This window comes from Micromonospora sp. NPDC007271 (genome assembly GCF_040634005.1).
Classification (GTDB): domain Bacteria; phylum Actinomycetota; class Actinomycetes; order Mycobacteriales; family Micromonosporaceae; genus Micromonospora.
In genome coordinates this window covers 29,779-52,155 of sequence record NZ_JBEYER010000035.1, presented here as the reverse complement: position 1 = coordinate 52,155, position 22,377 = coordinate 29,779, and the positions used below count along the sequence as shown (strand labels likewise).

Annotated in this window: 22 protein-coding genes; 11 read left to right on the top strand and 11 right to left on the bottom strand. The window is 70.6% G+C overall.

What is annotated here, in order from left to right; all coding sequences use genetic code 11:
* The first annotated feature begins 117 nt into the window (after positions 1 to 117).
* The gene (locus ABZ570_RS15265) at positions 118 to 1,767 is read left to right on the top strand and encodes an MDR family MFS transporter (protein WP_358062691.1); all 1,650 of its coding nucleotides are present in this window, start codon (positions 118 to 120) and stop codon (positions 1,765 to 1,767) included.
* 101 nt (positions 1,768 to 1,868) lie between these two features.
* Here the strand turns inward: ABZ570_RS15265 and ABZ570_RS15260 are convergent, their stop codons facing one another.
* Positions 1,869 to 2,360: an NUDIX domain-containing protein gene (locus ABZ570_RS15260; protein ID WP_358062688.1), complete on the bottom strand. Its 492-nt coding sequence runs from the start codon at positions 2,358 to 2,360 to the stop codon at positions 1,869 to 1,871.
* A 98-nt stretch (positions 2,361 to 2,458) separates the two neighbouring features.
* Between ABZ570_RS15260 and ABZ570_RS15255 the strand changes: the two genes are divergently transcribed.
* Positions 2,459 to 4,093: a fatty acid--CoA ligase gene (locus ABZ570_RS15255; protein ID WP_358062739.1), complete on the top strand. Its 1,635-nt coding sequence runs from the start codon at positions 2,459 to 2,461 to the stop codon at positions 4,091 to 4,093.
* 185 nt (positions 4,094 to 4,278) lie between these two features.
* Here the strand turns inward: ABZ570_RS15255 and ABZ570_RS15250 are convergent, their stop codons facing one another.
* From ABZ570_RS15250 to ABZ570_RS15235, 4 genes are all read right to left on the bottom strand, one after another.
* Positions 4,279 to 5,292, bottom strand: coding sequence for an NADPH:quinone reductase (locus ABZ570_RS15250; protein ID WP_358062685.1), 1,014 nt, complete (start codon positions 5,290 to 5,292; stop codon positions 4,279 to 4,281).
* Between the two features lie 194 nt (positions 5,293 to 5,486).
* Positions 5,487 to 6,236, bottom strand: a complete 750-nt coding sequence (locus tag ABZ570_RS15245) for a MerR family transcriptional regulator (protein ID WP_358062682.1) — start codon at positions 6,234 to 6,236, stop codon at positions 5,487 to 5,489.
* Between the two features lie 205 nt (positions 6,237 to 6,441).
* Complete coding sequence (locus ABZ570_RS15240; protein ID WP_358062736.1) at positions 6,442 to 7,299, bottom strand: hypothetical protein; 858 nt, start codon at positions 7,297 to 7,299, stop codon at positions 6,442 to 6,444.
* A 136-nt stretch (positions 7,300 to 7,435) separates the two neighbouring features.
* Entirely contained in the window at positions 7,436 to 8,095 is a 660-nt protein-coding gene (locus ABZ570_RS15235) for an FKBP-type peptidyl-prolyl cis-trans isomerase (protein ID WP_358062679.1), read from the bottom strand.
* A 188-nt stretch (positions 8,096 to 8,283) separates the two neighbouring features.
* Between ABZ570_RS15235 and ABZ570_RS15230 the strand changes: the two genes are divergently transcribed.
* Both ABZ570_RS15230 and ABZ570_RS15225 read left to right on the top strand, forming a co-directional pair.
* Positions 8,284 to 8,676, top strand: a complete 393-nt coding sequence (locus tag ABZ570_RS15230) for a PPOX class F420-dependent oxidoreductase (protein ID WP_358062676.1) — start codon at positions 8,284 to 8,286, stop codon at positions 8,674 to 8,676.
* Between the two features lie 147 nt (positions 8,677 to 8,823).
* Positions 8,824 to 9,786 carry a zinc metalloprotease gene (locus ABZ570_RS15225; protein ID WP_358062673.1) on the top strand — a complete coding sequence of 321 codons (963 nt, stop codon included), beginning with the start codon at positions 8,824 to 8,826 and terminating at the stop codon, positions 9,784 to 9,786.
* Between the two features lie 71 nt (positions 9,787 to 9,857).
* Here the strand turns inward: ABZ570_RS15225 and ABZ570_RS15220 are convergent, their stop codons facing one another.
* Positions 9,858 to 10,916, bottom strand: coding sequence for a Ku protein (locus ABZ570_RS15220; RefSeq protein WP_358062670.1), 1,059 nt, complete (start codon positions 10,914 to 10,916; stop codon positions 9,858 to 9,860).
* 85 nt (positions 10,917 to 11,001) lie between these two features.
* On the opposite strand from ABZ570_RS15220, the gene ligD (ABZ570_RS15215) reads away from it, so the two are divergent.
* The 3 genes from ligD (ABZ570_RS15215) to ABZ570_RS15205 all read left to right on the top strand — a co-directional run bounded on the left by ligD (ABZ570_RS15215) (position 11,002) and on the right by ABZ570_RS15205 (position 13,780).
* Positions 11,002 to 11,943: a non-homologous end-joining DNA ligase gene (ligD, locus tag ABZ570_RS15215; protein ID WP_358062734.1), complete on the top strand. Its 942-nt coding sequence runs from the start codon at positions 11,002 to 11,004 to the stop codon at positions 11,941 to 11,943.
* Positions 11,933 to 12,847 (top strand): non-homologous end-joining DNA ligase, encoded by a 915-nt coding sequence (gene ligD, locus ABZ570_RS15210; protein WP_358062667.1) that lies wholly within the window; start codon positions 11,933 to 11,935, stop codon positions 12,845 to 12,847. The genes ligD (ABZ570_RS15215) and ligD (ABZ570_RS15210) overlap by 11 nt, the downstream gene beginning before the upstream one ends.
* 171 nt (positions 12,848 to 13,018) lie before the next feature.
* A complete protein-coding gene (locus ABZ570_RS15205) occupies positions 13,019 to 13,780 on the top strand; it encodes a TIGR03089 family protein (protein WP_358062665.1) in 762 nt (253 codons plus the stop codon).
* A 33-nt stretch (positions 13,781 to 13,813) separates the two neighbouring features.
* Here the strand turns inward: ABZ570_RS15205 and ABZ570_RS15200 are convergent, their stop codons facing one another.
* On the bottom strand, positions 13,814 to 14,050 hold the full coding sequence (locus tag ABZ570_RS15200; RefSeq protein ID WP_358062662.1) for a hypothetical protein: 237 nt from the start codon (positions 14,048 to 14,050) through the stop codon (positions 13,814 to 13,816).
* A 171-nt stretch (positions 14,051 to 14,221) separates the two neighbouring features.
* Between ABZ570_RS15200 and ABZ570_RS15195 the strand changes: the two genes are divergently transcribed.
* Positions 14,222 to 15,091 (top strand): N-acetyltransferase, encoded by an 870-nt coding sequence (locus tag ABZ570_RS15195; RefSeq protein WP_358062659.1) that lies wholly within the window; start codon positions 14,222 to 14,224, stop codon positions 15,089 to 15,091.
* 120 nt (positions 15,092 to 15,211) lie between these two features.
* Here the strand turns inward: ABZ570_RS15195 and ABZ570_RS15190 are convergent, their stop codons facing one another.
* Positions 15,212 to 15,481 carry a hypothetical protein gene (locus ABZ570_RS15190; protein ID WP_358062656.1) on the bottom strand — a complete coding sequence of 90 codons (270 nt, stop codon included), beginning with the start codon at positions 15,479 to 15,481 and terminating at the stop codon, positions 15,212 to 15,214.
* The gene (locus ABZ570_RS15185; protein WP_358062731.1) at positions 15,478 to 15,750 is read right to left on the bottom strand and encodes a DivIVA domain-containing protein; all 273 of its coding nucleotides are present in this window, start codon (positions 15,748 to 15,750) and stop codon (positions 15,478 to 15,480) included. The genes ABZ570_RS15190 and ABZ570_RS15185 overlap by 4 nt, the downstream gene beginning before the upstream one ends.
* 387 nt (positions 15,751 to 16,137) lie before the next feature.
* On the opposite strand from ABZ570_RS15185, the gene ABZ570_RS15180 reads away from it, so the two are divergent.
* Positions 16,138 to 16,347 carry a winged helix-turn-helix domain-containing protein gene (locus ABZ570_RS15180; RefSeq protein WP_358062653.1) on the top strand — a complete coding sequence of 70 codons (210 nt, stop codon included), beginning with the start codon at positions 16,138 to 16,140 and terminating at the stop codon, positions 16,345 to 16,347.
* A 1,645-nt stretch (positions 16,348 to 17,992) separates the two neighbouring features.
* Here ABZ570_RS15180 and ABZ570_RS15175 read toward each other — a convergent pair.
* The gene (locus ABZ570_RS15175; protein ID WP_358062650.1) at positions 17,993 to 18,478 is read right to left on the bottom strand and encodes a carboxymuconolactone decarboxylase family protein; all 486 of its coding nucleotides are present in this window, start codon (positions 18,476 to 18,478) and stop codon (positions 17,993 to 17,995) included.
* A 304-nt stretch (positions 18,479 to 18,782) separates the two neighbouring features.
* On the opposite strand from ABZ570_RS15175, the gene ABZ570_RS15170 reads away from it, so the two are divergent.
* Both ABZ570_RS15170 and ABZ570_RS15165 read left to right on the top strand, forming a co-directional pair.
* Positions 18,783 to 19,598 (top strand): RNA polymerase sigma-70 factor, encoded by an 816-nt coding sequence (locus tag ABZ570_RS15170; RefSeq protein ID WP_358062728.1) that lies wholly within the window; start codon positions 18,783 to 18,785, stop codon positions 19,596 to 19,598.
* Between the two features lie 261 nt (positions 19,599 to 19,859).
* Complete coding sequence (locus tag ABZ570_RS15165) at positions 19,860 to 20,315, top strand: lamin tail domain-containing protein (RefSeq protein ID WP_358062647.1); 456 nt, start codon at positions 19,860 to 19,862, stop codon at positions 20,313 to 20,315.
* A gap of 273 nt (positions 20,316 to 20,588) precedes the next feature.
* On the opposite strand, the gene ABZ570_RS15160 is transcribed toward ABZ570_RS15165, so the two are convergent.
* A complete protein-coding gene (locus ABZ570_RS15160) occupies positions 20,589 to 22,268 on the bottom strand; it encodes a DNA repair helicase XPB (RefSeq protein WP_358062644.1) in 1,680 nt (559 codons plus the stop codon).
* Positions 22,269 to 22,377 lie beyond the last annotated feature (109 nt).

Here is a 22,377-nt window from a genome sequence, read left to right as displayed (position 1 = left end):
CGGCATTGGTCCGGTCGGCGGGTCACCTCCTGGCCCAGCCTGCGCACCGATTCGGGGGCATGTTCTGCGGTAGGTGGGAAAGCGGGCGCAATGACAGCCCCGGCCCACGGTCGTCCCGTGCTGCACGCCCGTCAGCTCCGCCTGCTGATGTTCGGTCTGATGACCGGGATGCTGCTGGCGGCGCTGGACCAGACCATCGTCGGTACGGCACTGCCCACCATCGTCGGCCAGTTGGGCGGGATCAACCACTACTCGTGGGTGGTCACCGCGTACCTGCTCGCCTCCACCGCCTCGACGCCGCTCTACGGCAAGATGGCCGACCTGCGGGGGCGTCGTCCGGTCTTCCTGTTCTCGATCGGCACGTTCCTGGTCGGCTCGTTGCTGGCCGGCCTGTCGCAGAACATGACCCAGCTGATCCTCACCCGGGGCGTGCAGGGGCTGGGCGCCGGTGGCCTGATGACCCTGGCCTTCACCATCATCTCGGACGTTGTCTCCCCCCGGGAACGTGGCCGCTACCAGGGGCTCTTCGGCGCGGTCTTCGGCTTGTCCTCGGTGGCCGGCCCGCTGGTCGGCGGTTACTTCGCGCAGACCAACTGGCGCTGGATCTTCTACATCAACGTGCCGCTGGGGATCCTCGCCATCGTGGTCTGCTACCACGTCATGCGGTTGGTCCCGTTCGAGAAGCGGCAGCACGCCATCGACTGGCTCGGGGCGCTGCTGCTGGTCGCCGGGGTGAGCTGCCTGCTGCTGGCGCTGAGCTGGGGCGGCACCCAGTACGCCTGGGGCTCCGGCGTGATCATCGGGCTGTTCGTGGCCGGGGCGGTGCTGGGCGTGCTCTTCGTCCTGCAGGAGGCCCGGGTGAGCGAGCCGATCCTGCCGCTGCGGCTGTTCCGCAGCGGCACGTTCGCGTTGGCCAACTCGGCAGGCTTCGTGCTTGGTCTGGTGATGTTCGGGTCGATCATCTTCATCCCGCTCTACCTCCAGATCGTCAAGGGTGCCTCGCCGACCCGCAGCGGTCTGCTGATGCTGCCGATGATGGCCGGCATCATCATCACCTCGGTGCTGACCGGCCGGGCGATGAGCCGGATCGGGCGCTACAAGTGGTTCCCGGTGGCCGGCTCGGCGGTGCTGGTCGCCGGCATGCTGCTCTTCCGGCAGCTCCAGGTGGCCACCTCGGTCTGGGTGGCGTTCGGTTACATGGTGGTGATCGGCGTCGGGCTGGGCCTGTGCATGCAGTCGCTGATCCTGGCGGTGCAGAACGCGGTGGACCCGCGCGACCTGGGCGCCGGCACCTCGTCCGCGACGTTCTTCCGCTCGCTGGGCGGCTCGTTCGGCGTGGCGATCCTCGGCGCGGTGCTGTCGACGCAGCTCACCGGCCAGCTCGCCAGCCGACTGCCGGCCGCGATCGCGCAGCTTCCGCCCGCCGAGCAGGCGGCGGTCGCGGCCCGTGGCGGCACCAAGATCTCGATCAACGAACCGGCGACCATCCTCGCCCTGCCCGCCCCGGTCCGGGCCGCGATCCAGGCCGCGTTCGTCGAGTCGCTGCACCTGGTCTTCCTGACCACCGGGCTGATCGCCATCCTCGCGGTGCTGGTCACCCTGGCCATGCCGAACCACCAACTGCGCGGTACCGGCCCGCAGGGCGCGACGGGCGGTGCCGATCCGCTCGGCGGGAAGGCGGCCGCCCCCGGCGGCAAGCCGCTGGTCAAGGAGTCGAAGGACGAGGCCGCCGCCGACATGGAGTCGAAGTCGCAGACGATGCTCTGACCGGGAGACGGCGCGTGGCGCGGCGGACGCCGGCCGGCGTGGCCCGGCCGTCCGCGCGCCGGGCCGGGCGGGCCGGGCCGGGCCGGGCCGGGCCGCCGGGGCTACTTGAGGATCAGCCGGTTGGTCTGCTCGAAGACGTCGAGGTCGGCGAGGGTCTCGATGACGCTGGCGGAGAGCGGGTGGGGCAGTTCCTCCGGGTGGAAGAAGCGGGCGTCGGTGGTCTCGTCGGTCATCCGGAGCAGGTCCCCGTCCCACTCGTCGACCCGGAACGCGGTGGTGAAGATCTGGTAGGTGTGGCCGTACATGTTGGTGTGGGTGCGGTCGGGGCCGGTGTAGAGGGCGAACGCGCTCACCCGCAGGGCGCGCAGGCCGGTCTCCTCGCGTACCTCCCGGACGGCGCAATCGGCGATCGACTCGCCCAGCTCCATCGCGCCGGCCGGCATCGCCCACTGGCCGTTGTCGGAGCGCTGGATCAGCAGCACCCGGGCGGCGTTGTCCCGGACCACGGCGCGGGCCCCGACGAACATCAGGGTGCGGTCACCGGCCAAAGCCCGTAGTTGTCCCACGTACGAGTCAGCCCACGAGATGCTCACCCGGACAATCTACGCAGCTTCCCGGGCGGGGTCGGCGGTTCCGGGGCTTCCTGAATGTGACGGACGCCACTAACTTGTTACCCATGCGTAGCACAATGATGGACGTCCCTCTCCAGGTCGCCCGGATCCTCGAACACGGTTCAGGTGTGCACGGCACGGCGGAGGTTGTCACCTGGACCGGCGCGGAGCCCCGCCGGATGACGTACGCCGAGGTCGGGCGGGCCGCGGCCCGGCTGGCCCACGCGCTGCGCGACGAGTGCGGGGTGACCGGTGACGAGCGGGTCGCCACGTTCATGTGGAACAACAACGAGCACCTGGTGGCGTACTTCGCCGTGCCGAGCATGGGGGCGGTGCTGCACACCCTCAACATCCGGCTCTTCCCGGACCAGGTCGCCTACATCGCCAACCACGCCGAGGACCGGGTGGTGCTGGTCGACACCACGCTGATCCCGTTGCTCGCCAGGGTGATCGGCCAGCTGACCACGGTGCGGCACGTGGTGGTGGTCGGCGGCGGTGACCCGGCCCCGCTGCTGGCGGCGGCCGGCGACCGGATCGCCGTACACCACTGGGACGCCCTGCTGGCCGACAAGCCGGACGTCTACGACTGGCCCGAGGTGGACGAGCGTGACGCCGCCGCCCTCTGCTACACCTCCGGGACCACCGGCAACCCCAAGGGGGTCGCCTACTCGCATCGCTCCATCTACCTGCACTCGTTGCAGGTCTGCCTGCCGGAGAGCTTCGGGCTGGGCCCGACGGACCGGGAGTTGCCCATCGTGCCGATGTTCCACGCGATGGCCTGGGGCCTCCCGTACGCCGCGTTCCTCTCCGGCGCGTCGCTGATCATGCCCGACCGGTTCCTCCAGGCCGAGCCGATCGCCGCGATGATCGCCGCCGAGCGGCCCACCCTGGCCGGCGCGGTACCGGCCATCTGGACCGACCTGCTGGCCCACCTGGACGGCCACGAGGTCGACACCTCCTCGCTCAAGGAGGTGATCGTCGGCGGCTCGGCCTGCCCGCCGGCGCTCATGCACGCGTTCCACGAGCGGCACGGGATCGACGTCATCCACGCCTGGGGCATGACCGAGATGTCGCCGCTGGGGTCGGTCTCCCGGTCGCCCGCCGGCGTGACCGGCGCGACGGCCTGGCGCTACCGCTACACCCAGGGCCGCATCCCGGCCGGGGTCGAGGCCCGCATCGTCGGCCCGCTGGGCGAGCCGCTGCCCGCCGACGGGGCCTCCGTGGGCGAGCTGGAGGTCCGCGGCCCGTGGGTGACCGCGCGGTACGTCGGGGACGAGGCCCCGGACGAGGAGAAGTTCCGCGACGGCTGGCTGCGTACCGGGGACGTGGGCACGCTCTCGCCGGACGGATACATCAGGCTGAGCGACCGGGCCAAGGATGTGATCAAGTCGGGCGGGGAGTGGATCTCCTCAGTGGAGCTGGAGAACGCCCTGATGGCCCACCCGGCGGTGCTGGAGGCGTGCGTGGTCGGCGTACCGGACGAGCGCTGGGACGAACGGCCACTGGCCACCGTGGTGGTCCGGGAGGGCGCCTCGGTCACCCCGGAGGAGTTGCGGGACTTCCTGGCGAAGTCGGTGGCCCGCTGGCAGTTGCCCGAGCGGTGGGCCTTCATCGACGCGGTGCCGAAGACCAGCGTCGGCAAGTTCGACAAGAAGGTGGTGCGCTCGCGGTACGCGGAAGGTGGGCTGGAGGTACGCGAACTGACCGCGCCGTAACACTTTCCGGCGTACCGTCGCCTGCACAGGTAGGGACGCGTTCCTGAACGACATCCCTCCCCAGAGGGCGGCCCCGGCGTTCGCACCGCGCCGGGGCCGCCCGTCCATGCGGGGCGACCCGCAGGTCCATTGTTGCGAAACTTGTTCGCCTCTGCCCCGATGTCGGCGAAATCCGTTTCGCGTTGTCACGCCTCGGCCGTGGCGATGAGCACCTTGCCGACCGCGCCGTCCTCGACCGCCCGGTGCGCCGCCGAGGCCGCCGACATCGGGTAGTGGTGCAGCGGCAGCCCGGCCTCCTCACCCACCCGGATCGCGCCCTGGGCCACCGCCGCCGCCACGTCCGTCACCGCCTGCGCCTTGGCCGCCTTCGGCTCCGTGTAGACCAGCACGAACTGCCAGCGGGCGTTCGGCACCATCAGCGGTCGGATCGGCAAGGTCACCTCCCCGCCGCCGTCGTCGGCGTACACGCAGACCGCGCCGCCGTTGCGCAGGATCTGCACGTCGGTGGCGGCGTTGCGGGCCGCGGACACCTCGACGATCGTGTGCACCCCGTCGGGCGCGATCTTGCGGACCTCCTCGACCACGTCCTGCTCGCGGTAGTTGATCACGAAGTCGGCCCCGGCCGCCGCCGCGAGCTGCGCCTTCTCGGGGCTGCTCACCGTGGTGATCACGCAGGCGTCGGCCCAGCGGGCGAGCTGGATGGCGGCGTTGCCCACCGCGCCCGCCCCACCCTGCACCAGCACCACGTGATCGCTCAGCGCGCCCGCGTGCAGCTTGTCCGGCATGAACTCGCCGGCGGTGAGGCAGCGGTGCGCGGTCAGGAACGGGATGCCGAGGCAGGCGCCCAGGTCGAAGGAGGCGGAGCCGAGGCGCACCGCGTGCCGGACCGGAACCAGCGTGTACTCGGCGGCGGTGCCCCAGGGCCGCTGCCAGGCGGCCTCCCAGACCCACACCCGCGCACCGATCAGGATCTGGTCGACGCCCTCGCCGACCGCCTCGATCACCCCTGCGCCGTCCTGCCCCGGGATCTGCCAGCCGGCCGGCAGCGGCCACTGCCGGCGGGCCTTCCAGTCCGTCGGGTTGACCCCGGACACGGCCATCCGCACCAGCACCTCGCCGGGGCCCGGCTCCGGGATCGGGCGCTCGGCCAGCTGGAGCACCGAGACGTCCCCGTTGCGTTCGTACACGATCGCCTGCATCGCCGTCCTCTCACCCCGACACGTGCCCGTCGGCTGCGCTACCCGGACGCTCCCTGATCATTCCGATCGGACGCGCCGGGAAAAACGTACAACGAGGTGATCCGGGGCAGGAGAGGTGTGATGCGGGACATACCAGCGGTGGCGGGGCGGGCCGGCCGGCCGGGTCCCGCCCAGCCGGCCCGCCCTGCCGCAGCTCAGCCCGCCGCCACCGACCGCTTCACGTAGTCCATCAGCTCCGGCGTCGGGCCGCCGTGCTCGCTGGCGATCTGTGCGCTGTTCTCCGCGTACATCCGGTAGAGCGAGTCCCGCAGCCCCGGGTCCCCGCCGTGGAACGCCTCCAGCAGCTCCATCCACCGCTGCGCCAGCGCACGCACCCGCGGGTCCGCCGGGTCGGTCCCGGCGTCCAGCTCCGCCTGGACCTGCGCGATCAACCGGGGCCACTCGTCCTGTACGCCGCGGATGGCCGCCTCACCGACCTGCTCCCGCCGCTGCGCCAACGCGGCGAGCTGGTCCTCGGTGAAATAGTTCCGGATCGTGTCCTCCACCTTGGTCACCTCCTCGATCACTGCGAGCAGGTCGACGGGCGCGGCACCCCCGGCGGCGCGTACAGCGGGCACCAGCATGGCCAGCCGGTCGCGCAGGCCGCCCAGCGCGGCGAGCTGCCGCTCCACGTGCGCCAGGTGGTCGTCGAGCAGCCCGGCCAGCTCCGGGCCGCCGTCCCCGCCGCCGTCCAGCAGCACGCCGATGGTCTCCAGCGGCAGGCCCAGCTCGCGCAGCGCGACGATCCGGTACAGCCGGTCCACATCCCCCTCGTCGTAGAGCCGGTGACCGGCGGACGTGCGCGCGGACGGCCGAAGCAGCCCCACGTGGTCCCAGTGGTGCAGGGTCCGGACGGTGAGCCCGGTACGCCGGCACAGCTCGCCGATCCGCCAGGTGGACGCCACGTCCCACTCCCTCTCGCTGTCGCCGCACCCTGCGGCGACAGCAACCGACGCTAGGACCTGACGCCGCGTCAGGAGCAAGTCGTTCAGCCGAGCTGCGCCACCACGTCCGGGGTGAGCGCGTCGGTCGCGGCCAGCGCCGCCGCGATCAACCGGGTGGGGGAAGCGTCCACCACGTACCCATCCTGCCGGACGGTCCGAGCGGTGCTCAGCGGGCCGGGGCGGTGGCCTGCCCGGTGGGGGTACGTTGCGCGGGCAGGCCGATCGGGCTCTGCGGGGGAATGATCGTGCGGCACCGGCTCGCGATCGGGTCGAGCAGCTCGCGCAGCCGCTCCGTACGCTCCGCGCCCAGCGCCCGCCACGGGCCGAGCGCGGCCCGGTCGGTGGCCTCCTCAACCACCCGGAACGCCGCCCTGCCGTGCTCGGTCGGCGTGTGCTCGGCGGTCAGCCAGCCGTTCTCGACCAGGCGCTGCTCGGCGGCGGCCCACTCCTCGTCGGTCCAGCCGCGAGCCAGCTGGTGGAACTCGCGGGACTGGTCGAGCCGGCACCGCCAGGCCACCACCTCGATCGGGTCCAGCCCGGTGGTGACCAGCGCCGCGACGTGCCCGTCGCCCCGGTGCTCACGCAGGGTGGTGGCGGCCTGCCAGAGCCGGGCCAGCGGATATTCGCCCCGGGGCAGCGCGGCGTTGGCCGCGCCGAGCACCCGGCCGGCCGTCTCGACCCGCCCGGCCGCCTCCTCCAGCAGGTCCGCCGCCTCGACGAGGTGCGACTCGGGCAGCTCGTAGGTGAACTCGGCGAGCGCTTGCACGGCACCGGTCAGCCGGGCCCGCAGCGCCTCCTGCGGAGTGGCCAGCCGCCACACCGCGGGCACGGCCCGGGCCACCATGGCCGGCGCGAAGCTGAAGAACGCGGCGATCACCATCGGCGCGTCGACCGGCCCGAACGGGGCGGCCCGGCCGGCGAAGTAGCCCCGCCAGTAGCCGCGCAGCCCGACCGCCTCGTACGCGGCCCGGGCCCGGGGGTGGAAGTAGGTCACCGCGTGGACCGGCTCGAAGTGCATCCACATCAGCCGGGCCAGGCCGGGGTCGTCCAGCGCCACGTGCACCTCCGCGTCGTTGGGCAGGTCGTCGCGGGCGGGTGGACCGCCCGCGATGACCCCGAACCTACTGCCGCAGGGTGACCGGAAGGAAGCCTGCTGTGACCTACTGCGCGGCGAGCACGTCGACGACGAAGCGCAGCGGCCCGCCCGGCCGGCCGCCCACCGACTCGTTGCCGTACGCCAGCTCGCCCGGGATGTCGAGCTGCACCCGGCTGCCCACCGGCACGCCGACCAGGCCCTGGTCCCAGCCCGGGATGACCTGCCCGACGCCGATCCCGAAGGTCGCCGGCTGGCCGTTCTTCCAGGAGGAGTCGAACTCCTTGCCGTCCTTGTAGAACACGCCCACGTAGTTGGTGGTGATCTGCTGGCCGGCCTTGACCGCCGGGCCCTTGCCCTTGATCAGGGTGGTGACGGTGAGCTTCTTCAGCTCGCCCGTGCCCGGGCCGACCTGCGGCTTGGTCTTCAGCGCCGGGTCGGCGCCCTCGGGGAGCTGCGGTTCGGGAGCGGTCGGCTCGTCGGAGGCCTCGGCGGTGGGGTTGGCCGACGAGCTGGCGACGGACTGCTTGTCGTCGCCGCTGTTCAGCCAGACGATGCCACCGACCAGGGCCACCACGGCCAGGACACTCGCGGCGGAACCAAGGATCGCCAGCCGGCGACGCCTCGCCTCGGCGGCCTTCTTCGCCGCCAGTTGGGCGGCCAGCCGTCGCTGCGCCTTGGTGCCCGGGCCCTGGCCCGCCGACCGGTTCTGCACACGCTCGCTCACGTCGACTCCCCTGCTGGGTGGGTGGGTGCGGCCGGGGCCGCTGTCGAGACCAGCGCACACGGTACCCGGCCGGACGCCGCCCGTGCTCCTACGGCCGGTGGAGTTCCGGGCAGCTCAGCCCTCGACGAGCGGGACCGGATGTTGGTGACGAAGGGCGGCAATCGGCACCGGCGGGTACGTTCACCGCCATGGGGATCCTCACCGAAGAAGACCTGACCCTGCTCGCCGAGCCGCAGCTCGCCCACGTGGCGACCATCGAGGCCGACGGCACGCCGCACGTCACCCCGGTCTGGGTGGACACCGACGGCGAACACATCCTGTTCAACACCGCCAAGGGCCGGCAGAAGCACGTCAACATCGCCCGCAACCCGGCCGTCGCGGTCTCCGTCGTCGACAAGGCGAACGACTTCCGCACGCTCTGGGTGAAGGGCACCGCCGAGCTGGTCACCGAGGGCGCCGACGAGCACATCGACCGGTTGGCGAAGAAGTATCTCGGGCAGGACACCTACCCGTTCCGCCAGCCGGGCGAGGAGCGGGTGATCGTCCGCATCACCCCCACCGAGAAGCTCGGTCGGGGCTGACAGGACGGAGGGATCGACTCTCCTGGGTCTGTTGTCGACGCCAACGCCGTGTTCTCATACCGGAACGACGACGTCAGTCACCTGGTCGCGGCGGCCCTCCGTCCAGGCCGCGCTGCCTCCATCCCCGATGCGATGAAAGGTGCAACGATGCGCAGAAGATCGACTTTCCAGCTGGCGGTCCTGACCGCTACCGCCGCGACATTCCTGGCGGCCGGTGGAGCCTCCGCCGGAGTGGCCACGGCGGCACCCGTCACCGCCTCCCCGGGTGCTGCGGCGTGCGAACCGGGCGCCGAGGGGCACAGCGCGGCGCGGGTCAAGGAGGGCGCCACCGCCCAGGAGCCGGCGCTGTACTCGGAGAATGAGGCAAAAGCCTATGGCGTGATCAAGGACTCGCCGCGCCTGCCCAACGGCAGCGTCACCATCCCCACCGTCTTCCACATGATCTCCGACCACCCCCTCACGGCGGCGGAGACGAACCGGTGGAACACCATGATCGCGGCCCAGATGACGGTGCTCAACGACTCGTTCGGCGGCCGCACGGCGGCGGACGCCTCCGACACGCCGTTCCGGTTCTCGCTCGTCGACACGACGTGGACGGTGAACAGCAACTGGTACACGGTCGTGCCGGGCAAGAACGAGCGGGACATGAAGAAGGCGCTGTACACCGGCGACGCCCGCACCCTGAACGTGTACGCGGCGAACATCGGCGGCGGGCTCCTCGGCTGGGCGTACTTCCCGAAGGGCTACAACAACGGCCGGGACTACATCGACGGCGTGGTGATGCTCGACGAGTCGATGCCGGGCGGAACGGCGGGCAAGTACGCCCTGGGTGACACGCTGACGCACGAGGTCGGGCACTGGCTGATGCTGGAGCACACCTTCGCGCACGGGTGCTCCGCCGCCGGCGACTACGTCGCGGACACTCCGCGGGAGGCGGCGCCCCAGTTCAACTGCCCGGTGGGCGCGGACACCTGCGCCGCACCCGGGCTGGACCCGATCCACAACTTCATGGACTACACGCAGGACGCCTGCATGAACATGTTCACCCCGGGACAGGCGGACCGGATGAGCGACGCCTGGGTGGCATTCCGGGCCGGTGGCGGCAAGTAAGTGAGAAGGAGGGGGCCCTTGTCGACGCCTCGGTGGTAGAGCGGGGCCCCCTCCTGACGCCCACGCTGGGCTCAGGCTGTCTTGCGGGGGGCGGCCTTCTTGGCGGCCTTCTTCGCGGGGGCCTTCTTCTCCGCGGTCTTCTTGGCTGCCGCCTTCTTCGCCGGCTCGGCCTTCTTCGCCGGCTCGGCCTTCTTGGCGGCGGCCTTCTTCGCCGGTGCCTTCTTCGCGGCCGCCTTCTTCTCCGCGGTCTTCGTCGGCGCCTTGGTCGTCTTCGCCGCCTTGGCCGCCTGCTGCGCCGACCGTGCCGACGTGATCGGGGTCGGCTCGGCCCCGCCGCCCGCCGGCGCCTCGCCCCGCGCGGCCCGCGCCCGCTCCACCGACGCCTTCAGCGCGGCCATCAGGTCCACCGCGGCGGCCGGTGCCGCCTCTTCCTCCTCCGGCTGGACCACCTCGCGCCCCTCGATCTTTGCGTCGATGACCTCCTGCAACGCCGCCCGGTAGTCGTCGGTGAAGGCGTCCGGCTCGAACTCGCCGGCCATCGAGTCGATCAGCGAGCTGGCCATGGCCAGCTCCGGGGGGCGGACCTTCAGGTCCTCGTCGAGGAAACCGAAGTCCGGGGTACGCACCTCGTCCGGCCAGAGCATCGTGTTGAGCAGCAGCACGCCCTCGCGTACCCGCAGGGTGGCCAGCTGCTCCCGCTGGCGCAGGGCCACCTTGACGATCGCCACCCGCTCCGAGTCGGTCAGTGCGTCGCGCAGCAGTACGTACGGTTTTGTGGCCGAGCTCTCCGGCTCCAGGAAGTACGCCTTGTTGTAGAGGATCGGGTCGACCTGCTCGGCGGGGACGAACTCCAGCACGTCGATCGCGTGCGAGGTGGTCAGCGGCAGCTCGGCGAAGTCCTCGTCGGTGAGGATGACCATTTCGCCGCCGCCGATGTCGTACCCCTTGGCGATGTCGTCGTAGCTGACCTCCTCGCCGCAGACCTGGCAGGTGCGCTTGTAGCGGATGCGGCCGCCGTCGTCGCGGTGCACCTGGTGGAAGCGGATGTCCTTCTCCTCGGTGGCCGAGTAGACCTTCACCCCGATCGACACCAGGCCGAACGACACCGCTCCTTTCCAGATGGCCCGCATTCCGCGCTCCTCTCCCCGGTTCTGACCAGAATCGCAAATGATCGAACGAGACGCACGCGCTTCCGCCGGCAACTACAGTCAGGAGGTGCCCGGCGCGCCGTTGAAGCCGATGCTCGCGATGACCGGGCAGCTCCCGGCCGGTGCCGGCTGGGCGTACGAATTCAAGTGGGACGGGGTCCGCGCGCTCGCCGACATCTCCCACGGCGACAAGCACCTGTACGCGCGCTCCGGCGTGGAGATCACCACCGCGTACCCGGAATTGATCCCGCTGGCCGAGCAGGTCGACGACGCGCTGCTCGACGGCGAGGTGGTCCTCTTCAACGAGGCCGGGCAACCGTCGTTCACCGCCCTCGCGGAGCGGATGCACGTGCGGAACCCGGCCAAGGCGGCCCGGCTGGCGGCCACCATGCCCGTCACGTACATGATCTTCGACCTGCTCCGGCTGCGCGGCGAGGACCTGACCGGCCGCCCCTACCGGGAGCGGCGCGCGGCGCTGGAGTCGCTCGGGCTCGGCGCCGCCCGGTGGGCGGTGCCGCCCGCCTTCGCCGACGGCCCGGCCACCTGGGAGGCCGCCGGCGAGCACGGCCTCGAGGGCGTGATGGCCAAGCGGATCGACTCGGCCTACCGGCCCGGCGTCCGCTCCCCGGACTGGGTCAAGGTCAAGCTGGAGGTGACCGGCGACTTCGTGGTCGGCGGCTGGCGGCCCGGCGCCCGCAAGATCGGCGGGCTGCTGGTCGGCGTGCCCCGGCCGGACGGGCGGCTCACCTTCCGCGGCCGGGTCGGCGGCGGGATCGGCGCGGCACTGGAACGCGAGCTGCTGCGCGAGCTGGAACCACTGCGCACCGCCGCGTCGCCGTTCGCCGGGGACGTGCCGCGCGAGGATGCCCGGGGCGCGATCTGGGTAACCCCCCGGGTGGTGGTGGAAATCAAGTACGGCCAGCGCACCCCCGACGGGCGGCTGCGCTTCCCCCGGATCCTGCGCCTGCGCCCCGACAAGCCGCCCGAGGAGGTCGACGATGCCAGCTGACCGGTTGAAGGTGGACGTCGAGGGGCACGCGCTGGAGCTGTCCAACCTGGACAAGATCCTTTACCCGAAGGCCGGCTTCACCAAGGGCGAGGTGATCGACTACTACACCCGAATCGCCCCGGTGCTGCTGCCGCACCTCCAGGATCGCGCGCTGACCCGGATCCGCTTCCCGAACGGGGTCGAGGGCGGCTCGTTCTTCGAGAAGAACGCCCCCGCCGCGACCCCCGGCTGGGTACGCACCGAAACCCTGCCCGCCCCTGGGTCGAGCAAGGGGCGGGAGACCATCGACTACGTGGTCTGCGACGACCTGCCCACCCTGGTCTGGCTGGCCAACCTCGCCGCGCTGGAGCTGCACACGCCGCAGTGGAAGATCGGCGAGCACCCCGACATGATGGTGGTCGACCTGGACCCGGGTGCACCGGCCGCGCTGAAGCAGTGCTGCCAGGTGGCCCTGCTGATGCGAGACCGCCTCGCTCTTGACGGCATCGACAGCTATCCCAAGACCTCCGGCAAGAAAGGCATGCAGCTCTGCTGCCCCATCGCCGGCACCCAGTCCTCCGATGACGTGTCCGCCTACGCCAGGCGGATCGCGCAGGAGCTGGAGAAGGCGCACCCGAAGCTGATCGTGTCGAAGATGGCCAAGAACCTGCGCCCCGGCAAGGTCTTCATCGACTGGAGCCAGAACAACGCGGCCAAGACCACGGTGGCGCCGTACTCGCTGCGCGCCCAGGCGGTGCCGTCGGTGTCCACCCCGCTGACCTGGGACGAGGTCGAGGCCGGCGCCGCCGGGAAGCGACCGTCGACCAAGCCGTACACAGCTGGCGAGGTACTCAAGCGGGTGGAGAAGCAGGGCGACCTCCTCGCCCCGCTGCTGAACGGCGGCCCGGAGCTGCCGAGCCCCTGAGCAGCCTGCGGAGAGGCCGGTGGGTGGAACGCCATGGGTGTCAACGAGCGGATGTGACACCCATGGCGTTCCGCTCGCGAAGGGCCTGGGTGGGCAGGGTGACCGTGTGGGGGCGGTCGGGCCGGCGGTCGGCTCGTTAGGGTGAGCGGACCGGCAGGAGGAGTTTCCCCGATGGCTGTCCACACGCCCGTACCCGTTCCGGCTGACGCGCCCCGGGAGGCCGGCCCTCCGCTGCTCACCTACTGCGACGACGCGACCGGGGAGCGGGTCGAGCTCACCGCGTCGCAGCTCGGCGGCTGGGCGGCGCGCACCGCGAGCCTGCTGCGGGACGGCTGCGGGCTGGGCCCGGGCAGCCGGGTGGCGGTGCTGCTGCCGCCGCACTGGCGTACCGCCGCCGTGCTGATCGGCGCCTGGTCGACCGGGATGGCGGTGTCCTTCCGGCCGCGGGCCACCGCCGGGCTGCCGGTCCTCGAACCGGGCGGCGACCAGCCGTACGACGCGGTGTTCGTGACCCCGGAACGCCTCGACGACTGGCTGGAGGACGTGCCCGAGGGGGTGCACCGCTACCTCGTCGGCACCGGGCCCGGGCCGCTGGCCGGCGTGCCCGTCGGCTGGCTCGACTGGTCCACGGAGGTGCTCCGGCACACCGACACCCCACCCGACTACACCGCCGTCCGCCCGTGGGACCCGGCCAGCCCCGACGGCACCAGCTACGGGGAGTGGCGGCAGTTGGCGTCGGCGATCGCCGAACAGCTCGATCTGCGGGCCGGTGACCGGCTGCTGGTCGACGCCGCCGAGCACGAGCAGCCGGTGAAGTGGCTGCTCGCCCCGCTCGCCGCCGGCGCATCCGTAGTGATCTGCGCGAACCTCGACCGGTCCAGGCTGGATGCCCGGATCGAGGCCGAGCAGGTCACCCGGGTGCTCTCCACGTAGCCTGAAGACGTGGGGCCGCCCACCCCCGGAGCACTAACTTTCAGCCGCACTCGGCGTGGTGCGCCGCGCCTTACGCCACTTGGTGGCATAGGGCAGCACGAACAGGTACAGGCCGGTGAACAGGAGCAGGAAGAGCGGGAGCAGCGGTACGTAGGACACCCAGACGAGAGGCTCCTCCTGTGCCAGCGCGACGAAGGTGACGATGACGGTCACCGTGAAGACGATGGCCAGCCAGCGGTGGATCTGCCGGACCCACTTGTTCCAGTTCAACGGGACCTCCTCGGGATAGGTGGGGCATCCATGGCGGCCACGCTAGTTGCGGCTCGGTGACCTGGGCTTCTCGATTCCTGACCGGAAATTCGTTGACCGTGGGCCGGGCCAGGATGCCTACTTGCCCGTCGGGCGTCGTGCGGCCGGCGGCAGGCGAAAGGGCAGAGGATCATGGCAGGACTGGGCGGGGATGCGCTCACCTGGAAGGAGTTCGGCGAGGAACACCTGGCCGCGCTGACCGGGCTGGCCGAGGCGTGCCTGGCCGCCGACGGTGGACTGCCGCTGTTCGCCCGTCCTCCGCTGCTCCGGGCGCGGCTGCTCCAGACGCGTACCCTCGGCGCCTGGCATGACGGCGGCCTGATCGCGGCCGTCGGGGTCGGCACCGCGCGGGAGCCGGCCACCAGCACCGGCCTGGTGCATCCGGCCTGGCGGGGGCGGGGCCTCGGCGGGCGGCTGCTGAGCTGGGCGGGCGAGCAGGCCGGCGACGCGGACCTGCTGCTGACCACCGAGTCCTGGAACCCGGGCGCGGACGCCCTCTTCACCGCGCACGGCTTCGAGCGGACCTTCACCGAATGGGTGCTGCGGCACGACCTCACGGAACTCCCGGAGGTCGCGCGCCCCGACGGCCTGCGCACCGAGCCGGTGGCGCTCGATACCGACCTGTTCGAGACGTACCGTGCGTCCTTCGCCGACCGGCCCGGCTTCGCCGCGCCTACCGCCGAGGAGTGGCTGGGTGAGCTGCGGGACGACGACGAGTACCGGCCAGATTTGTCGATGCTCGCGCGCGGGCCCGACGGCAGGCCGGTCGGCTTCCTCAACATCCTCGACAACTGGATCGACCAGGTGGGCGTCGTACCGGAATGGCGGGGCCGGCGGGTCGGGGCGTACCTGGTGGCGAGCGCGCTGCGGTCGCTGGCCGACCACGGTGCGCGGGAGGCGTGGCTCTGCGTGAACGAGAACAACCCGGCCGCCGCGCTGTACCGGCGGCTCGGGTTCCGCGACGCCGGCCGCCGCGCCCGCTACCTGCACCGCCGCTCGTGACCGCCGCCGCCGGAGGGCGCCAGGAGCGGGGAAAGGTCTTAGCTTCACTCCGCCTTTGGAACTGATGGCGTAAACGACTCACACGTCCCGGGCGCGAGCCCCGCTGGCGCCCGCTCGTCGTCAGCGGCGGGTGAGCCACGGCGCGCGCCGCGCGCAGGGTGAGCTGTGGTCCACCGGCAGCGCACACCGCCCGCCGCCGTCGGGCAGCGGCCGGTCGCAGAACACCCAGTGGCGTACGCACTGCTGGTCCTCGGCGGAGACGGTCACCCCGCCCGGCTCGACGCGGGCGCTGAGCTGGGCCAACACCCGGGCGGCGGTACGGGCGAAGATCCGGGCGCGGTGCAGGTCGGGCGCGGTCACCGGCAGGTGGATCACCCAGCGGTCGGTCATCGGTAGTGACGGTCCGCGGCCTGGGCGCTCTGCCACGCGCGCAGGGCATTCTTGATGCGTACGTTCTCCTCCTGCACCGCGACCAGGGCGGTCTGCGCGACGGCGAGTTCGTCGGCCACCCGGTGCAGGAAGGAGCGGATCTCGACCGGGTCGAGCCCGCGCCGGCGTACGTTGAAATGCCGCTCGCGGATCTGCCAGGGCCGCAGCGGAAGCCGCCGCCCTTCTTCCAGCGGACGTTGTTCCTCGCGTCGGCCCGCCAGCCGACGGATCAGGTTGCGCACGAGTGATCGCCCTTCGTCGGATCGCGTCGTGGTGGAGGGGGCGGTCTCCGCCGGTTGCGGTCGGCGGAGACCGCCCCGCCCTGCCACCGCAGCCTCGATCGGCGGTACGGCAGCAGGGCCGCGCCTGGGGGTGGCGCGGCGGGTGAGGTCTCGACGGCGATGCGAGACCGGTACGAGAGGCGCCAACCGACCGCAGCGGCACCGCATCACCAGGAGTGACCGTATTGCCACCGAGTCACCTATGTCAAGCATGTCTCTGAGTCAGTGAGTCACCTATGTCACCCATGCTACGTGCGTTGCCCATGCAGGAATGGTTGATCGATACTGGGCGGGCCAACCGACTGCAAGGGGCCTGACGTGCCTATTCCGCCCACAATGGACGAGCTGCTCGACGATCTCCTGAGCAAGATCAAGGATGGGACGTATCCGCCTGGTTCACAGCTGCCCTCCGGGCGGGCACTGGCGGACTCGTATGACGTCTCGCAGTCCACGATCAGCCGGGCAGTGGCGAGGCTGCGGCAGCAGGGCGTGCTGGTCGGCCGCCCCGGCCGCGGCGTTTTCGTCGCGGAGCTCCCACGGCGCTGACCGGCGTGGGCTTTTCCTTCGGGACCCGTGCTCGACCGGCATTCGTAGTCGGGTTACCGACAGAGGCAGCGCTGAGTAGTCCACTAAGGTGCCTCGATGATCGCAACTTCCCGTTTAGCAGCTACCGCGCTGGTACCGATGGCCCTTGTGGGCTGCGGAGCCTCCAGCGACAAGCAACCGTTTGGAAGTCCGGCCGCCTCGTCGACCCCGTCCGTTTCCTCCTCGCCCAGCCCCAGCATGACGCCGCCGACGTCCGCCGCCGCAGCGACGAGCGCTGCTCCCTCGCCAACAGGTCCACTGCGCCTTGGTAACACATCGAACTTGGGGGCCGTCAAGCTCACCGTAGAGGCGTACCGCGAGGGTTCGTCAAATGATCGAGCCGTCAAAATCGGAGCATCAGAGAAATGGGCTTCGGTCGACGTTCGTCTCTGCAACACGTCCGCTGGGCCAATTGAGGTGGATGACGACTACTGGACTCTGCAGTCGGCCGAAAGCACTGAATACGAGAAGGCGAACTTCCAGGACTTCGCCATGCCACAGCAGCCAGTGTATGGCGGCCGCGTCGTACAGCCTTCAAAGTGCACGCGAGGTTGGATCTCGTTTGTTGTGCATCGCGCCGACCCTCCTGCGCTCGCTATCTACAACAACGAAACGGAGCGAGTGGAGTGGACACTCAAACGGTAAAGGCCGGTGCCGTCATCGTGGGCTTCTGCAGATTGCGTTACTGGTCGTTCCATAAATAGAGGCCTAGTAGGCGCGCCGGTACATGTAGGTAAGGGAAGCTAGGCCTGATCGTCGACCGTCCATGGCCATGGCCATGGCCATGGACGCCTCGAGCAGGTCGATGGGGAAGTTGCCGACCGTTGAGATGACCAGGGTGCGTACCTCGCCGGAGCCGAATGCGTCGAAGAGCTGTTCCCGCTTCTTGTCATAACGGAGCGCGCGCGATCGAGTTCAGGTAGCCGCCGGCTTCGTGGAGTCGGTCGATGTAGCCACCGATGACCAGGACTTGCTCGTTGGGGTGGTGAGTCGACGAGGTGCGGACCGCAGGAGCACGAGGGGGACAATCGCTGGGTGCCTTACCCTCGCTGGCATGGCGGCCTGCTCCATATCTGCGATATGGCGGTGTCGGTCTGGTCCGACACCGCCACATCGGCGAAACGGGGCGTTCTCGCTCTCACTGGAAGAGCCGGCCGGGCCTTCGGGAGCGCCCCGGTCTGCCGATGATGGAGTCCCGGCGCCTGCGCCGCACCATGATTGAGTTGGCCTTCCGCTTCAACCCCTTGAGGATTCTGTCCTTCATCGCATGCCTCTCTTCGTCGCGTGTCACAGCCTGCGTACCCGAGGAGGCAGCCGTGATTCGTCAGCGCCGGCCGAGGCTGCCTGGCTGACCGAAACCACCGGGTTCGTGGCCGTGTCGGCGCTGTGCCGACGGCCTGAGTCGTTTACGACATCAGGTCCAAAGCGAGCGCGAAGGACAGTCGCTCCTGGCGTGGCATGGGTAGGGGATCAGTCGAAGCGAGGGCAGCCTCCCCGGCCTCCCGCCCTCGGTCAGGGGCTCCGTACCCCGACTGAGCGGCGCGCGGACATGCGCGGGCCCGGCCCGGATCGGGTGATCCCGGGCCGGGCCGGTTTTGTCGAGGAGTCAGAGGTCGAACGCGGCGAACATGCCGGGCTGGTAGGAACCGCCCTTCTGGTGCACGATCACGGCGAGCCGGTTGGCTGCGTTGATCAGGGCGACCAGGGAGACCAGTGCGGCGATCTGGTCGTCGTCGTAGTGCTTGCGTACCTGGTCCCAGGTCTCGTCGGACACGCCCTGGTGGGCGTCGGCGAGCCGGGTGCCCTCTTCGGCGAGCGCCAGCGCGGCCCGCTCGGCCTCGGTGAAGACGGTGGATTCGCGCCAGGCGGCGACCAGGTGGAGCCGGAGCGAGGTTTCGCCGGCGGCCTCGGCCTCCTTGGTGTGCATGTCGATGCACCAACCGCAGCCGTTGATCTGGCTGGCCCGCAGCGACACCAGTTCCTGCGTGGACTTCGGCAGTGGCGACTGCTGGATCACCATGCCGGCGTTGGCGAACCGCTTGGCGAACTTGACGGCGATCTCGTTGTCGAACAGGTTGAACCGGGTGTCCATCGTTCCGTCCTCACTCGTGGTGTGGCGTTGACGAACACGAGATGCCTGCGATCCGGCCCCTGTGACAGCGCGGTCCGGTGACGCCGGCCACAACCAGTGGCCGGGGTGGCGTCCCGGTGTCACACAAGAGCGGTGCCCGGCATCTGGTGGGTGACGCAGTCGAGAGGAACAGGAGTCACCGATGGTGGGTACGCCGCAGACAGCAGCCGAGGATCGCGGCCGAGGCAGCCGCGACGACCGCCCGGACCAGGCCACCGAGACGTTCCTCGCCCACCGCAACCTGCTGTTCACCGTTGCCTACGAGATGCTCGGCTCGGCCGCCGATGCGGAGGACGTCCTGCAGGAGACCTGGTTGCGCTGGGCCGGCGTCGACCTCGACACGGTACGGGATCAGCGTGCCTACCTGGTCCGGATCACCACCCGCCAGGCACTCTCCCGGCTGCGTACCCTCGGCCGCCGCAAGGAGTCCTACGTCGGCCCCTGGCTGCCCGAGCCGCTGCTCACCACGCCCGACGTGGCGGAGGACGTCGCGTTGGCCGACAGCGTCTCGATGGCGATGCTGCTGGTGCTGGAGACGCTCGCGCCGACCGAGCGGGCGGTGTTCGTGCTGCGCGAGGTGTTCGACGTCGGGTACGACGAGATCGCCGAAGCGGTCGACAAGAGCGAAGCCGCCGTGCGCCAGATCGCGCACCGGGCCCGGGCACACGTGGCGGCACGCCGGCCTCGGCAGGTCGTCTCAGCCGCCGAGACCCGAGACGCGCTCGACGCGTTCCAGCGGGCGGTCGAGACCGGCGAGCTGCAGCGCCTGCTCGACATCCTCGCACCGGATGTCGTCCTGCTCGGCGACGGCGGCGGAGTCAAGCAGGCCGTCCCGCGCCCCATCGTGGGGGCCGACAAGGTGGCCCGCCTGCTGGCCGGCGGATGGGGCAGGGTCGCCGGCATCTCGTCGCTGCGGTCGGCGCAGGTCAACGGCTACCCGGCGCTGATCCTCCACCTCGACGGCGAGCTCGACAGCGTCCTGGCCCTGCGTATCGACGACGGCCTGATCAGCGGGATCTACGCCGTACGCAATCCCGAGAAGCTGTCGCACATGGAGCGGGAAACCGCCCTGCGCCGCTGAGCCCGGCGGCCTCCGAGAACGCGTCGTGGGCCGTGCCGGCCGGCGTTTCGCCTCTTGTCCGATGCCAGCTCCCACAACCGGCCATTGATGAAGCCGGACGGGTGTGCCTGGATGCCCAGGTAGATGCCGGTTTTCTAGCCCTACGTCCGGTAGCGGACCGATCCGCCCCCGTGGTTACGATCTTGTCTGCGTGTATGCCATCGAGGCATCCGGCCGGCGATGGGTTCACGCCGGCCTCCACCTTGCAATCAGGGGGACCACTTGAAGAAGAGGCTGATCGGGTTCGTCTCGGCGCTGGCCATCGCGGTCGGGGGCTCGCTGGCCGTCGCCGCCCCGGCGCAGGCCGCCCCGGCCGTCATGATCACCAAGGTCTACTACGACTCCCCGGGCAGCGACACCCGGTCCAACAGCAGCCTGAACGCCGAGTACGTCCGGCTGACCAACAAGCGCAGCACCACCCTCAACCTCAAGGGCTGGACCCTGCGCGACAAGACGGGCTACACCTACAAGTTCTCGACCGACTTCCGGCTCCCCGCCGGCAAGAACGTCTACATCCACACCGGCAAGGGCACCAACACGAGCGCCCACCGCTACTGGGGCCGCTCCTCGTACGTGTGGAACAACACCGGCGACAAGGCCTACCTGCGCAACACGTCCGGCACCCTCATCGACAGCTGCACCTGGACGAAGATCGGCAACGGCTACACCTACTGCTGACGCCCTGCTGGAGAACGCCGGCCCCTTCGCTGGGCCGGCGTTCTCCGTTTCCGGACCCGGTAGGGCCGGCCGTTTTCCTGGCCGTTCTGGCGAAGCGCCGATGGCTGAGTCGTTTACGCCATCAGGTCCAAAGCGAGCGCGAGGGACAGTCGCTCCCCGCTCGGTCGCCCCGTGGCCCGCCCCAGCGATCCCTCCGTGTACGGCACATGGCGGTGTCGGGGTGGCCTGGAGACCGCGACATGCCGCAAACGGAGTTGATCAAGACAAGGGGGATCAGTCGAACGAGGGCAGGGACGGGCCGAGGACGTCGTCGGCGTCCACGATCGTGTACGCGTACCCCTGCTCGGCGAGGAAGCGCTGGCGGTGGGCGGCGTACTCGGTGTCGATGGTGTCCCGGGAGACCACGGTGTAGAAGTGCGCCTGGCGGCCGTCGGCCTTCGGGCGCAGCACCCGGCCGAGGCGCTGGGCCTCCTCCTGGCGGGAGCCGAACGTGCCGGACACCTGGATCGCCACCGCCGCCTCCGGCAGGTCGATGGAGAAGTTGCCCACCTTCGAGATCACCAGCGTGCGTACCTCGCCCGAGCGGAACGCGTCGAAGAGCCGTTCCCGCTCCTTGTTGGTGGTGGAGCCCTGCACGATCGGTGCGTCGAGGTATTCCCCGAGCTGGTGGAGCTGGTCGATGTAGCCGCCGATGACCAGGACCTGCTCGTCCGGGTGCCGGTCGACGAGCGCCCGCACCACGGGCAGCTTGGTGCGGGCGGTCGCGGCCATCCGGTAGCGCTCCTCGGCCTCGGCCGTCGCGTACGCCATCCGCTCGGCGTCGGTCAGCGTGACCCGTACCTCGGTGCAGTCTGCCGGAGCGATCCAGCCCTGCGCCTCGATGTCCTTCCAGGGTGCGTCGTACCGCTTGGGGCCGATCAGGCTGAACACGTCGCCCTCGCGGCCGTCCTCGCGGACCAGCGTCGCCGTCAGCCCGAGCCGGCGGCGGGCCTGGAGGTCCGCGGTGAACCGGAAGATCGGCGCGGGCAGCAGGTGCACCTCGTCGTAGACGACCAGGCCCCAGTCGCGGGCGTTGAACAGGTCCAGGTGAGTGAACGCGCCCCCGCGCCGCGAGGTGAGCACCTGGTACGTGGCGATGGTGACCGGGCGGATCTCCTTGCGCTCGCCCGAATACTCGCCGATCTCGTCCTCGGTGAGCGAGGTGCGGGCGACCAGCTCCCGCTTCCACTGCCGGCCGGCGACCGTGTTCGTCACCAGGATCAGCGTGGTCGCCTTCGCCTCGGCCATCGCCGCCGCCCCGACCAGCGTCTTGCCGGCGCCGCAGGGCAGCACCACCACGCCGGAGCCGCCGGCCCAGAACGCCTCCACGGCCTCCCGCTGGTACGACCGCAGCGTCCACGGCTTCACGCCGTCCTTGCCGGCCTCGGCAAGCTCGATCGGGTGCGCCTCGCCGTCCACGTACCCGGCCAGGTCCTCGGCCGGCCAGCCGAGCTTGAGCAGCGCCTGCTTGAGCCGGCCCCGCTCGGACGGGTGCACCGCGATGGTGTCGTCGTCGAGCTTCGCGCCGAGCATTCCGGCGAGCTTCTTGCTCTTGGCGACCTCGATCAGCACCACCCGGTCCAGCGCGCGCAGCACCAGCCCGTTCGCCGGGTCGTTGGCGAGCTGGAGCCGCCCGTACCGGTCCATGGTCTCGGCCACGTCGACCAGCAGCGCGTGCGGCACCGGGTAGCGGGAGTACTTGATCAACGCATCCACCACGCCCTCGGCGTCGTGGCCGGCGGCCCGGGCGTTCCACAGCCCCAGCGGGGTGAGCCGGTAGGTGTGCACGTGCTCGGGAGAGCGCTCCAGCTCGGCGAAGGGCGCGATGGCCATCCGGCACGCCTGCGCGTCGGGGTGGTCGATCTCCAGCAGCAGGGTCTTGTCCGACTGCACGATCAGTGGTCCACCGCTCACGCCAGCGTCCTTCCGATAGCCGGGTTTCCTCGCCCGCACCGGCGCTGACCTGCCGAAGGCGGACCATCCAGTCTTGCACGCGCAGCGGTGTCCGAAAAATGTCACGCCG

Coding starts and splice junctions, on each gene's coding strand:
- ABZ570_RS15255 (WP_358062739.1), top strand. CDS start 2,459: ATGGACGTCCCTCTCCAGGTCGCCCGGATCCTCGAACACGGTTCAGGT.
- ABZ570_RS15225 (WP_358062673.1), top strand. CDS start 8,824: ATGCGCAGAAGATCGACTTTCCAGCTGGCGGTCCTGACCGCTACCGCC.
- ABZ570_RS15175 (WP_358062650.1), bottom strand. CDS start 18,478: ATGGACACCCGGTTCAACCTGTTCGACAACGAGATCGCCGTCAAGTTC.
- ABZ570_RS15205 (WP_358062665.1), top strand. CDS start 13,019: ATGGCTGTCCACACGCCCGTACCCGTTCCGGCTGACGCGCCCCGGGAG.
- ABZ570_RS15195 (WP_358062659.1), top strand. CDS start 14,222: ATGGCAGGACTGGGCGGGGATGCGCTCACCTGGAAGGAGTTCGGCGAG.
- ABZ570_RS15220 (WP_358062670.1), bottom strand. CDS start 10,916: ATGCGGGCCATCTGGAAAGGAGCGGTGTCGTTCGGCCTGGTGTCGATC.
- ABZ570_RS15230 (WP_358062676.1), top strand. CDS start 8,284: ATGGGGATCCTCACCGAAGAAGACCTGACCCTGCTCGCCGAGCCGCAG.
- ABZ570_RS15250 (WP_358062685.1), bottom strand. CDS start 5,292: ATGCAGGCGATCGTGTACGAACGCAACGGGGACGTCTCGGTGCTCCAG.
- ABZ570_RS15240 (WP_358062736.1), bottom strand. CDS start 7,299: ATGTGGATGCACTTCGAGCCGGTCCACGCGGTGACCTACTTCCACCCC.
- ligD (WP_358062667.1), top strand. CDS start 11,933: ATGCCAGCTGACCGGTTGAAGGTGGACGTCGAGGGGCACGCGCTGGAG.
- ABZ570_RS15180 (WP_358062653.1), top strand. CDS start 16,138: ATGGACGAGCTGCTCGACGATCTCCTGAGCAAGATCAAGGATGGGACG.
- ABZ570_RS15190 (WP_358062656.1), bottom strand. CDS start 15,481: ATGACCGACCGCTGGGTGATCCACCTGCCGGTGACCGCGCCCGACCTG.
- ABZ570_RS15170 (WP_358062728.1), top strand. CDS start 18,783: ATGCTCGGCTCGGCCGCCGATGCGGAGGACGTCCTGCAGGAGACCTGG.